At 70.4% G+C, this 11333-nt stretch carries 12 protein-coding genes; 4 read left to right on the top strand and 8 right to left on the bottom strand.

Annotated features, from left to right (window positions below):
* Positions 1 to 102: 102 nt before the first annotated feature.
* Entirely contained in the window at positions 103 to 882 is a 780-nt protein-coding gene (locus AB0B48_RS28485; protein ID WP_357206847.1) for a class I SAM-dependent methyltransferase, read from the bottom strand.
* Positions 883 to 936: 54 nt separating this feature from the next.
* Between AB0B48_RS28485 and AB0B48_RS28480 the strand changes: the two genes are divergently transcribed.
* Positions 937 to 1326 (top strand): PPOX class F420-dependent oxidoreductase, encoded by a 390-nt coding sequence (locus AB0B48_RS28480; RefSeq protein WP_357206845.1) that lies wholly within the window; start codon positions 937 to 939, stop codon positions 1324 to 1326.
* Positions 1327 to 1402: 76 nt separating this feature from the next.
* Here AB0B48_RS28480 and AB0B48_RS28475 read toward each other — a convergent pair whose 3' ends face one another.
* Together AB0B48_RS28475 and AB0B48_RS28470 are read right to left on the bottom strand one after the other, a co-directional pair.
* Positions 1403 to 1612, bottom strand: a complete 210-nt coding sequence (locus tag AB0B48_RS28475; protein WP_007073996.1) for a BldC family transcriptional regulator — start codon at positions 1610 to 1612, stop codon at positions 1403 to 1405.
* 250 nt (positions 1613 to 1862) lie between these two features.
* Positions 1863 to 2702 carry a hypothetical protein gene (locus AB0B48_RS28470; RefSeq protein ID WP_124853509.1) on the bottom strand — a complete coding sequence of 280 codons (840 nt, stop codon included), beginning with the start codon at positions 2700 to 2702 and terminating at the stop codon, positions 1863 to 1865.
* 193 nt (positions 2703 to 2895) lie between these two features.
* Between AB0B48_RS28470 and AB0B48_RS28465 the strand changes: the two genes are divergently transcribed.
* Together AB0B48_RS28465 and AB0B48_RS28460 are read left to right on the top strand one after the other, a co-directional pair.
* Positions 2896 to 3978: a Glu/Leu/Phe/Val dehydrogenase gene (locus AB0B48_RS28465; RefSeq protein ID WP_357206843.1), complete on the top strand. Its 1083-nt coding sequence runs from the start codon at positions 2896 to 2898 to the stop codon at positions 3976 to 3978.
* 300 nt (positions 3979 to 4278) lie between these two features.
* Positions 4279 to 4494, top strand: a complete 216-nt coding sequence (locus AB0B48_RS28460) for a DUF3073 domain-containing protein (RefSeq protein ID WP_124821603.1) — start codon at positions 4279 to 4281, stop codon at positions 4492 to 4494.
* Between the two features lie 136 nt (positions 4495 to 4630).
* Here AB0B48_RS28460 and amcA read toward each other — a convergent pair whose 3' ends face one another.
* From amcA to AB0B48_RS28435, 5 genes are all read right to left on the bottom strand, one after another.
* Entirely contained in the window at positions 4631 to 4858 is a 228-nt protein-coding gene (amcA, locus tag AB0B48_RS28455; RefSeq protein WP_357206840.1) for a multiple cyclophane-containing RiPP AmcA, read from the bottom strand.
* On the bottom strand, positions 4827 to 5930 hold the full coding sequence (amcB, locus tag AB0B48_RS28450) for a cyclophane-forming radical SAM peptide maturase AmcB (protein ID WP_357206849.1): 1104 nt from the start codon (positions 5928 to 5930) through the stop codon (positions 4827 to 4829). Before amcB ends, amcA begins: the two co-directional genes overlap by 32 nt.
* A gap of 172 nt (positions 5931 to 6102) precedes the next feature.
* The gene (purM, locus tag AB0B48_RS28445) at positions 6103 to 7257 is read right to left on the bottom strand and encodes a phosphoribosylformylglycinamidine cyclo-ligase (RefSeq protein WP_196920530.1); all 1155 of its coding nucleotides are present in this window, start codon (positions 7255 to 7257) and stop codon (positions 6103 to 6105) included.
* Positions 7258 to 7314: 57 nt separating this feature from the next.
* Positions 7315 to 8853, bottom strand: a complete 1539-nt coding sequence (purF, locus tag AB0B48_RS28440; RefSeq protein ID WP_357206838.1) for an amidophosphoribosyltransferase — start codon at positions 8851 to 8853, stop codon at positions 7315 to 7317.
* Between the two features lie 167 nt (positions 8854 to 9020).
* The gene (locus AB0B48_RS28435; RefSeq protein ID WP_357206837.1) at positions 9021 to 9374 is read right to left on the bottom strand and encodes a sterol carrier family protein; all 354 of its coding nucleotides are present in this window, start codon (positions 9372 to 9374) and stop codon (positions 9021 to 9023) included.
* Positions 9375 to 9535: 161 nt separating this feature from the next.
* Here AB0B48_RS28435 and AB0B48_RS28430 point away from each other — a divergent pair.
* The coding region (locus AB0B48_RS28430; protein WP_357206836.1) for a carboxypeptidase regulatory-like domain-containing protein at positions 9536 to 11333 on the top strand (1798 nt) is incomplete at its 3' end.

Raw genomic sequence — 11333 nt, 5'->3', positions numbered from 1 at the left:
GGTTTCACCCACAAGGTCGACGACGTGGTACGGATCAGCTGCCCAGCGCTCGGGACCCTGGTCAACCGGGTGCGGCACGCGGAGGAGTGCGAGCCGTCCTGCTCAGTCGACGAGGCGCAGGGTGGCCAGGTAGTAGGGGGCGTCACGGTCGTCCACATCGGTGAGCCGCCAACCGGTGCCGTGCACCAGGCTGGCGAACTCGTCCGCCGAGCAGACCAGGTAGTCGAACCACTCGGTGCTCAACTCGCGGTAGCGCAGCCGCAGCCGCAGCTGGCCACCGAACCGGCCGCGTCGACGGTTGCGCTCGTGGTAGCCGGTGTGCAGCGGGTCGCGGGTGCCGTACGGGTTGGTGCCGTGCGCGATGATCTGCGCCCCCGGTCGGGCCAGCGCGGCCAGCGCGGCCAGGAACTCGGGAGCGCGCTCCCGCCCCTCGAACAGGCCGAGGTTGTTGCCGAGCAGCAGGAACGTGTCGTACCGCGCCCCGTCGGCGACGTGCGTGTCGACGGTGCCGTGCACCAGCCGCCGGACACCCCGACGCCGGCTCACCTCCAGCGCGCCGGCGGAGGTGTCCAGCCCGGTGACCGGTACGCCGCGCTCCTGGAGCAGCAGCGCGATCCGGCCGGCTCCGGTGCCGATGTCCAGCGTCTCGCCGTGCGCCCGGTCCACCGCGCGGTGGTCGTACGGCTGCCACTCGGCCGGCCCGTCCAGGTAGTGCGCGGACGGGGCGCCGTTGATCAGACCGTCGTCCCGTTCGATGATCTCGATGACCGGTCGCGGCAGTCGACCACCGACCAGGGGCCGGGGGCCCACCCCGGTGGCCACGGCGAGCGTGTCCCGCAGCAGTTCGCCGACCACGTCACCGATCTGGGGCTCCACCGTCACGACGTTCACGCTATCTGGCCACTCAGTGCCCCGCACCGGCCGTATCCTGGCGGCGTGACCATGCTGGACCGGCTGTCGGCCGAGAAGTACATCCTGCTCACCACCTTCCGCAAGGACGGTCGGGCGGTGCCGACCCCGGTCTGGGCGGTGCGCGACGGCGAGGCGTTGGCGGTCTGGACCCGGGCCGACTCCGGCAAGGTGAAGCGGATCCGCCGCAACGGCGAGGTGACAGTGGCACCGTGCGACGTCCGGGGTCGACCACACGGGGCGGAGGTGCCGGCTCACGCGACGCTCTACGGAGGTGGTGACACCGGCCGGATCCGCGACCTGCTCAAGCACAAGTACCGCGTGATCGGTCGACTGAGTCTGCTGAGCAGCCGGTTGCGTCGCGGCGAGGGCGGCACGGTGGGCATCAGGGTGACGTTGGCCGAGCCACGGCGCTGACCCCGCGCGCGGTCGGGGGGCATGAAAAGGGGCGGCGGATCGAGATCCACCGCCCCTTTCGAAGAACTATCGCTGCTCAGTCGCCCTGCCGCTGCTGCGGGATCTGGCCCTGCAAAAGCGCCCTGACCTCCGACTCACGGTACCGACGGTGGCCACCCAGGGTGCGGATGGCACTGAGCTTGCCAGCCTTGGCCCACCGGGTCACCGTCTTCGGGTCGACCCGGAACATCGACGCCACCTCGGCCGGCGTGAGTAGCGGCTCTGGTTCGTGCGTTCGCGATGCCATCGGTCACTCCTCCACATGTATAGACATCGGCCGGGGTCCCGCCGGCCGACGCGTCTCCCATGGTCCGGCTAGTCCCCGATGTCCGACATGGGCCGAACGGATGAAGGTCCCTAGACGGACGGATGAACCATGCCCGATTTTTACGACTTTTACACGGCAGAAAGTACCTTATTAGGACTCATGATCACGGTTCGTGATGCGTCAACTACGAGCACAACTCGCCTTGGGAGCGCTCCTAGTGCGATATGCCCTAGTTGCACCGCTCCAACAGCTGCACCGCGCGCCACCGGGCCACCAATTTGTCGTACGCGGCCGACGCCTCCTCGGCCTCGCCGCGCGACAGCCCCGCGAGGCCACTGGCGACCAGCTCGGGCGAGTCGTCCGCGGCGAGCGTCTCGTCGGAGAGCAGGTCGACCAGGCCGCCGTAGTCCAGCTCGACCACGGACCGCGGATGGAATTCCTCCAGCCAGCGGGCCGCCTCCTCCACCGCCTCGGTGATCGGCGCCTCGCCCACCGACTTGCGCAGCACCGACAGCGCCCGCGACGAGCGGCGTCGAGCCTTGGAGATCTCGGTGCGGTAGCGCAACGCCCGCCGGCCCGGCTGGGTGACCAGGTCCCGCTCCGCCGGGTCGAAGAGCACGAACCACCGCAGCGGCACGCCCCAGGTGGCGATCTGCTCGTGCACCCGGGGCACCCCGTGCTCCAGCACCCGGGCGCCACTGCGCCAGTCGTCCACCACCGCCCTGGCCTGCCCGGCGAGCACCGGCGGCACGAAGGCGTCGGCGAGCACCGAGGGCACCCCGTCCCGGGCGCTGAGCGCCGCCTCAGCGACCCGGATGCGCAGGTTCCACGGGCAGACCAGCAGGCCGTCGTCCGTCTCCAGGACGTACGCCTCCTCCGGCAGGTCCGGCAGCCGGGTCCAGCCAGCGCCCAGCGCCTCGATCACCGCCGTCCGCTGCCGACCGGGCCCCTCGACCGGGGCGATCGCGCGCCCCTCCGAGACGTAGCGGCGCCAGTAGCTCTGCCGGTCCCGATCGAACGCGGCCAGCGGTTCGTACACGCGCAGGTAAGAAGCGAAGAGCGACGGCACCGCGCGATCCTCCCACGAACCACGCCCGTACGCGGTCAGCGGCCGGAGCACGCGCGCCGCACCGTGGGACGGCGGCGGCACGTCGAGCGCCTGCCCGGCGGCCGATACTAGGCTCGATCACACCGGCAGCATCCCCGCCGGGGTCCACCAGGTCCCCGTCCCACAAGGACGCACACCACAGTAGGAGCCAACAATGGGCGTATTCGCGAGCACCGACGACCCGGTATCGACCGGTCACGAACAGGTCGTGTTCTGCCAGGACAAGCAGAGCGGCCTGAAGGCGATCATCGGGATCTACTCCACCGCGCTGGGCCCGGCACTCGGCGGCACCCGCTTCTACCCGTACGCGAGCGAGGACGACGCCCTCGCCGACGTACTGGACCTGTCCCGCGGGATGGCGTACAAGAACGCGCTCGCCGGGCTGGACCTGGGCGGCGGCAAGGCCGTCATCTGGGGCGACCCGGAGCAGATCAAGAGCGAGGCGCTCCTGCGCGCGTACGGCCGCTTCGTGGAGTCGCTGGGCGGTCGCTACTACACCGCCTGTGACGTCGGCACGTACGTGGCGGACATGGACGTGGTCGCCCGCGAGACCCGCTACGTAACCGGGCGCAGCGTCGAGCACGGCGGCGCCGGCGACTCGTCGATCCTCACCGCCTGGGGTGTCTTCCAGGGGATGCGCGCTGCTGCCGAGCACGTGTGGGGCACTCCGAGCCTGCGGGGCCGGCGGGTCGGCGTGGCCGGGCTGGGCAAGGTCGGCAAGTACCTCACCGGGCACCTGCTGGAGGATGGCGCCGAGGTGGTCGCCACCGACGTCAACCCGAAGGCGCTGGCGTGGGTGCGCAGCAACCACCCTGAGGTCACCCTCGTCGACGACGCCAGCGCGCTGGTCGCCGCAGACATCGACGTGTACGCGCCGTGCGCTCTGGGTGGCGCCCTGAACGACGACACCGTGCCGACGTTGCGCGCCAAGGTGGTCACCGGGGCGGCGAACAACCAGCTCGCCCACCCGGGCATCGAGAAGCTGCTGGCCGACCGGGGCATCCTCTACACCCCGGACTACGTGGTCAACGCGGGCGGCGTGATCCAGGTGGCCGACGAGATCGAGGGCTTCAACTTCGACCGGGCGAAGCTGCGGGCGACCCGGATCTACGACACCACCCGCGAAATCCTGCACCTGGCTGACGCGGAGGGCGTGCCCCCGGCGGTGGCCGCCGACCGGCTGGCGGAGCGGCGGATGGCGGACGTCGGCCGGCTGCGCGCGATCCACCTTCGCTGAGCGTCCCCGGGGGCGGGTCGACGAGATCCGCCTCCGGGCCCCGGTGCCGGGCCTCGCTGGGTAAGCTGAGCCGGGGTCAAATTTGATGCGGTTTGTCCGGTGTCACGGGTGCTAACCGTTCCGCCCCTTACCCGATACACTGGGTGACGGCCGGATCGACGCGACGCGCAGAGCCGGCTGACGGTAACCCGAGGTGCCGAACGATGGCATCCCCATGTACCGTAAGAGCCACGAGAGATGCCTGACGTCATCGGGGCCCGCCTTCGGGCTGCCCCGCATTCTGTGCGAGGGGGTCGAGCCATGGGGCGCGGCCGTGCTAAGGCCAAGCAGACTAAGGTGGCGCGGGAGTTGAAGTACCACTCCCCGAACACCGACCTCACCGCTTTGCAGCGCGAACTGGCGGGTGCTGGTAAGTCTGAGCACCACTTCGACGACGACTCTAAAGAGTCCGTCGGCGATGATGATGAGGATCACGCTGACGACGACCCAGATCCCTGGGTCCGTCCGACCCGCTGACCTCTCGACGCAGCTGAGCACGCGGTAACCCCCGCGTGCTCACGCACGTCCCGAGCAGGTGCAGTCGCCGACGATCAGGGGCCTGGCCCGACCGGATCCACTCCGGCCGCTCGACAGGCCCCTGACAACGGCTCCCTCAGCGCGGGCGATTGTTCCAGTTGTAGAACGTCGGGATGTTCTCGAAGTGGTTCCAGGCACAGACCGCGCTGGAGTCCCCTCCGCCCGACACCTCCGAACGCAGCAGCCGTGCGTCCTCGGCCTCCTGGAGCAGCGCGACGAGGGCGGGAGCCGCGTCCCGCACCCGTTCGGTGACTCCGTCGTTCGCTTCGCGCTCAGGCCGCCGGTGACTGGTGGTCTCGGGCATGCTCCAACACTCCCTCCAATAGGCGGATCTTGCTGTTGCGGCAGTGCTCGGTCTCCGTACCGTCAAAACGCCCCAGTTCGAAGTAACGGTTGGCGGCATGACCACCACCGCAGAAGCCGAAGTACGGGCAGGACGCCCGACACGCCTCCACACCGGCCAGGAACTCCCCCACCCACGGCGTCGACGCCGCGTTGCCGAGGATCTGCGCCAACGGGGTCGTCAGCACGTTGCCGCTGCTGAAGTCGCCGTAGCGGGGGTCAGTGAACCCGGCCAACTCCGGCGACAGCACGATCACCGAGCCGTCGTGACCGATCGTCGGGATCGGGTCCAGATGGCGGGGCAGCACCCCGTCCGCCGAGTTGTCCAGCACCGCCGCGGCGTAACGCAACGACCACTCGATCTCGCGGAGATGGATCCGGGGCTCCCGACGCCACGCCCCGACCAACTCCGCCCAGAACGCGGACACCGCCGACGGGTCGTGGCGGTTGTCGCGGGTGTTGACCCCCTCGGTCTCCTCGATGTTGATGCCCAGCACATCGCAGCCCAGCTCGAGGAAGTAGTCGTACAGCTCGGTGGCGAGCCCCGGCTCGGGCCGGGACACCACGGCCAGCGCGGAGAAGGGCAGACCGCGCCGGCGCAGCACCGAGATGCCGTGCAGGATCCGGTCGTACGCCGGCTGACCGCCCCGGTTGACCCGGTCGCCGTTACGCGCCCGGGGCCCGTCGACGCTCACGCTCACCCGCATCTCGTGCCGGGCGAAGAAATCGCACCAGTCGTCGTCGATGAGGGTGGCGTTGGTCTGCACGTGGTGCTCGACCGCCGGCCCGAACGGGGCGATCAGATCGGCCAGGTGCTCTCGACCGGCGGCCAGGGGCTCGCCGCCATGCCACACGACGGAGAACCGACCAGTCGCCGCCCACGGATTGACAGCGGCCGCGACCGCCTCGGCCACCGCCACCGGCATCCGGCGGTCGGCGGCGCGAAACGGCAGATAGCAGTACGCGCAGTCGAGGTTGCAGAGGGTGGTGGGCTGCATGACGACGTACGACGGGACGGCGGCAAGGCCGCGCATCCCGCTGAACGACTGTCCCCGAGCAGCCATTGCCCTCCTCCGCCTAGCCTGAGAGGCGGTCGGGAAGCCTCGGGGCTTTCCGACCGTCTCTGAAGGGTGCCCTTCAGGCTAGGCGGCATTGGCCACTCGGGTGAAGCCCTGATCAGGTGCCCGTACGATCACCGGAGGGTGATCATCCTCGGGTGTGCTGACCGACCATCTGCACGTTGCCGGTGCCTTCGATGATCTCGCCGGCCTGCCACGCCTCGACGCCACGGCCAGTCAGGGTGGCCAGCGCCCGGTCGGCGTCCTCGGCCGAGACGATCGCGAACATGCCGACGCCCATGTTGAAGGTCGACTCCATGTCGTGGTCGTCGATCCGACCCTTCGTCTGGATCAGGTCGAAGATCGGCTGCGGCTTCCAGGTGGACCGGTTGACCACCGCGTCCACGTGCTCGGGCAGCACCCGGACCAGGTTGCCGGGGATGCCGCCACCGGTGATGTGGGACAGCGCCCGCACCTCGGCCTCGGCGATCAGCTTGAGGCAGTCCTTGGCGTAGATCTTGGTCGGCGTGAGCAGCTCCTCGCCGAGGGTCCGCTGCCGACCGAAGTCGTCGATCACGATGTCCAGACGCATCCGGGCCGCGCCCAGCAGCACGTGCCGGACCAGCGAGTACCCGTTGGAGTGCAGGCCGGAGGAGCGCATGGCGATCACCACGTCGCCGACCTCGACCCGCTCGGGGCTCAGAATGTCGGCTTCCTCGACCACGCCCACGCCGGTCGCGGAGATGTCGTACTCGTCCGGACGCAGGACGCCGGGGTGCTCGGCGGTCTCCCCGCCCAGCAGCGCGCAGCCGGCGTAGCGGCAGCCGTCGGCGATGCCCGCGCCAATCTCGGCGACCTTGTCCGGCACCACCTCGCCGGTGGCGATGTAGTCGAGCAGGAACAGCGGCTCGGCGCCGCAGGCCACCAGGTCGTCGACGACCATCGCGACGAGGTCGATGCCGACCGTGTCGTGAATGTCCATCTGCTGGGCGATCACCAGCTTGGTGCCCACCCCGTCGGTGGAGGACGCCAGGATCGGGCTCTTGTACTTCTTCGTGTCCAGCCGGAACAGGCCGGCGAAGCCACCGAGGTCACCGAGCACCTCGGGACGGCGGGTCTGCCGCACCTTCGACTTGAGCAACTCCACCGCGCGGTCACCCGCGTCGATGGAGACACCGGCGTCGGCGTACGAGACCGAGCGTTTGCGCGCCTGGCGGCCAGCACCGCCCGTCCACGGCTGGCGGTCGCCGCCGGCGCCGGTCGGGCTGCTTCCTGCGCCGCTGCGCTCGGACACGTGCGTCACGGTTCTCCCCTTTGGTTCTCGGTGCCGCCGGCGGTAGCCGGGCCGCGCCGGTTGGTGCTACGGGCGGTTTGCGGTAACGCCACCCGGAGTGGCGACGGACGAGCCGTTGGTGAGCGGGGCCTCCGGCGCCGAGTTGGCGACGCGTCGACCCACCCCTTCGAGCACGTGCTTACCGATCAGGTTGCCGGCTGGCAACTCGATCGGGTACTCCCCATCGAAACACGCCCGACACAACCTGGTCTTCGGCTGCTCGGTCGCGGCGATCAGACCGGGAAGGGAAACGAAGCCCAGCGTGTCGGCGCCGATGGAGCGCCGGATGCCGTCGTTGTCCAACCCGTTGGCCAGCAGCTCCGCCCGGGTGGCGAAGTCGATGCCGTAGAAGCACGGCCAGCTGACCGGCGGGGAGGAGATCCGGACGTGCACCTCCAGCGCCCCCGCCTCACGCAGCATCCGCACGATGGCGCGCTGGGTGTTGCCGCGCACGATCGAGTCGTCCACCACCACCAACCGCTTGCCGCGGACGTTCTCCCGCAGCGGGTTGAGCTTGAGCCGGATGCCGAGCTGACGCAGGGTCTGCGACGGCTGGATGAAGGTACGGCCCACGTACGGGTTCTTCATCAGGCCGGCGCCGTACGTGATGCCGGACGCCTCCGCGTACCCGATGGCGGCCGGGGTGCCCGACTCGGGCACCGGGATCACCAGGTCGGCCTCGACCGGGTGCTCCTTGGCCAACTGCCGGCCGATCTGCACCCGCGCCGAGTGGACGTTGCGCCCGGCGATGGTGGCATCCGGGCGGGCGATGTAGACGTACTCGAAGAGGCAGCCCTTCGGCTCCGGCGCGGCGAACCGGGTGGAGCGCAGCCCGTTCTCGTCGATCGCGATCAACTCGCCCGGCTCGACCTCGCGCACCACGCTGGCGCCGACGATGTCCAGGGCGGCCGTCTCGCTGGCGACGACCCAGCCGCGCTCAAGGCGGCCGAGCACCAGCGGGCGGACGCCGTGCGGATCGCGGGCCGCGTAGAGGGTCGACTCGTCCATGAAGACGAAGCTGAACGCGCCGCGCAGCTGCGGCAGCACCTCCAGCGCCGCCGCCTCGACCGACAGATCCGGTCGGCTGGCGAGCAGCATCGTCACCAGGGAGGTGTCGTTTGTCGAGCCGTCCGCGATGAGGCCGCGCTCGGCGACCTCCTTCTCCAGCTCGGCCGTGTTGACCAGGTTGCCGTTGTGGGCCAGCGCGATGGTCGTGCCGGAGGTCGTCGACCGGATCGTCGGCTGGGCGTTCTCCCAGTTGGACGCGCCGGTGGTGGAGTATCGGGCGTGCCCGATCGCCAGGTGACCACGCAGGCTGGCCAGGGTGGGCTCGTCGAAGACCTGCGCCACGAGGCCGAGGTCCTTGTAGACCACCACGCCCGAGCCATCGCTCACCGCGATGCCCGCCGCCTCCTGGCCGCGGTGCTGTAGGGCGTAGAGGCCGAAGTAGGTCAGATTGGCAACCTCTTCGCCGGGGGCCCAGACGCCGAAGACGCCACAGGCATCCTGGGGGCCAGGTCGTTGGGGATCAAGGTCGTGGCTCAGCCGGCCGTCGCCTCGGGGCACCTACCGCTCCCTCATGCTGGTCTGGACCGGCCGGGCGGGGATCACGGGCGGATCCACTCTCCTCTGCCGGGACCACTGTCATCGCCTGACAGTGTACGCGAATCGGCGTCAATACAGAAAGTCACGATTCCCCTGCTCAGCGTTACGGGGAGTGGACATCGGGACAACTAGAGGGGCAGATAGGCCGAGAGGTCCGCGCGGTTGCCACTCATCTGGACGCGACCGTCGGTGACCGCCTCAGCCCAGGCGACCCTGCCGGTTGCCAGCTCCAACCAGGTGTTCGGGGCCATCTCGACCACGTTTGGTGGATTTCCCCTGGTGTGTCGAGGCCCCGGTACGCACTGGATCGCCCCGTATGGTGGAACGCGCACCTCCACCGATCGGCCGGGGGCGCGCTCCGCGAGGACGGCCAACAGCGACCGGACCGCCTCTCGGAACACCGGCCGTTTGGGCGTACGCCCCTCGTCGAGCGCCGACAACGCGGCCACAACGGCAGCGGACTTACTGTGCGGAGAGGACACGACGGGACGATACGACCCCCAGGCCAAACACGCGACGCTGGCCCTGGGTCGCGCTCATGCAGTCGGACAAGGCATAGTTGCCGACGGCGTATTCGTACCGTGATGATCCCCGGCCCGGCGCCCCGCCGGTCAGAGGGAAGTCAGCCCGGAAGGCGGTGGACGTGTCAACACACCGACGTGCCTGGAAGCAGCGGGCCGGTGTGGTCGTAGCGCTGGTTGCCGGCGCTCTGCTCGCCGTCCCCGCCACACCAGCCATGGCCGCAGATGTCAGCGTTTCCCCCGGCTCGATCACCGTAAACGCCGGCAGCGACGCCACAATCACCGTGCGCGTCACTGGGGGTAATGGCGACGAGTCGGCGAAGGTCAGCCTCGCCGGCCTGCCGTCCGGCGTCAGCTGCGCCAGTGGTTGCGGCGATGTCAAACTCTCCGGCGGCGGCCTGGGCAACCCGACAGGGTCGGCGCTGGTCAGGATCGCGGCCAACGACAACGCTGGCGACGCGACCGCGACCATCACGGTGGCCGTCGAGGCCGAGTCGGGCCCGGACACCGCCACCGTCTCGCTGACTGTGAAGGGCAAGGCCGCTCCGCCGCCGCCGCAGAACCAGACCGTGCGGTCGGTCTCCGGCAAGGTGGTCGCGCAGGGCGACGGCAAGGCCGTCCCGAACGCCTTCGTGGTCCTCCAGGACACTGCCGGTCACCGTTACGACGCCACCAGCAATGGCAGCGGCGACTTCCGGTTCACCGGCACCACCCAGAACCCGATCGCGCCCGGACGGATCGACCTGGGCGCGTCGTTCGACAACATCAAGGCGTTCAAGTCCCTGAACGCCAGCGCCGGGCAGGCAGTCACCGGTCAGCGGCTCAGCCTCGCGATCAAGGTCGAGACGACGCCCAGCGCCACGCCGTCCGCCACCCCCGAGGCCACTCCCACCGACGAGGTGACCGAGGAGGGCACCGAGGAGGAGCCCACCGAGGAGGCCAGCCAGGGTGCTCCGGCGAACGCCGCGAACAGCAGCGAGGACGACGGCGGCGGCTTCAGCTCGTACCTGATCATTCTGCTCGGTGGTCTCCTGGTCGCCGCCGGTGTCGGCACGATTGTGCTGCTCTGGATGAAGCGCAGGGAGAACGGCGACGACGACGACGCTCCGGCGGCTGCCGGCGGCGGCGGTGTGGTGCCTCCCTCACGGGGCGGTTTCCGCGGTCCGGACGACCAGACCCGCGTGGTCGGCGGTCGGCCCGGCGGTGGAGCGGATCCGACGATGGTCGGCGGCGCAGCGCTGAGCGAGGCGCCGACGATGATGCACCGCCCGGTGGTCGACGACGTTCCGCCGGACCCGTACGGCGCGCCCGCCCAGCCTTACGGCGGCGCGGGTCAGCAGGGTTGGGGTGGCGCGGGCTACGGCGAGGAGCCAGCGTCCGCTGGGTACGGTGCCGGCGGCTACGGCAACGCCCCCGCCTCCGGTGGCGGCTACGGCTCCCCGGCCGGCCCCGAGGGCGGTTACGGCGCTGGTGCGGCCGGTGACGGCTATGGTGCCGCGCCCGGCGCCGGTTACGGCAATGCTCCGGCCTCCGGTGCCGGCTACGGGAACGCCCCCGCCTCCGGTGGCGGCTACGGCGGTCGTGATTACGACGCCCCGGGCGGCACCGCCGCCTACCCGCCGGCTCCCGCTGGCGGAGCCGGCTACGGCGAGCGGTTCGACGAGCCGACCGGCCGTTACACCGGCGACAGCACCCAGTACCCGGCCCCGGCCGACCCGTACGCCACCGGCGTCTACCAGCCCGAGCAGGGGGAGGGGTACGGCCAGCCCGATGCCGCCCCGTACGGCGGTCGCGCCGCCGAGCCGACCGCAGGATACGGCGCTCCGGAGGCTGGCAGGTACGACCAGGGCGGCTACGGCCAACCGGCCGGCGGCTACGACCAGGGCGGCAACTACGGTCAGGAGCCTCCGCAGCAGCGCG

This window comes from Micromonospora sp. NPDC049089 (assembly GCF_040648775.1).
Classification (GTDB): domain Bacteria; phylum Actinomycetota; class Actinomycetes; order Mycobacteriales; family Micromonosporaceae; genus Micromonospora.
Note: the sequence above shows the minus strand (reverse complement) of the source record. Positions and strands in the feature narration are given on the sequence as shown.

What these genes read in the sequence shown, in the direction of transcription:
- AB0B48_RS28475 (WP_007073996.1), bottom strand. Translation starts at nt 1,612, where the DNA reads ATGGCATCGCGAACGCACGAACCAGAGCCGCTACTCACGCCGGCCGAG.
- AB0B48_RS28465 (WP_357206843.1), top strand. Translation starts at nt 2,896, where the DNA reads ATGGGCGTATTCGCGAGCACCGACGACCCGGTATCGACCGGTCACGAA.
- AB0B48_RS28460 (WP_124821603.1), top strand. Translation starts at nt 4,279, where the DNA reads ATGGGGCGCGGCCGTGCTAAGGCCAAGCAGACTAAGGTGGCGCGGGAG.
- amcA (WP_357206840.1), bottom strand. Translation starts at nt 4,858, where the DNA reads ATGCCCGAGACCACCAGTCACCGGCGGCCTGAGCGCGAAGCGAACGAC.
- amcB (WP_357206849.1), bottom strand. Translation starts at nt 5,930, where the DNA reads ATGCGCGGCCTTGCCGCCGTCCCGTCGTACGTCGTCATGCAGCCCACC.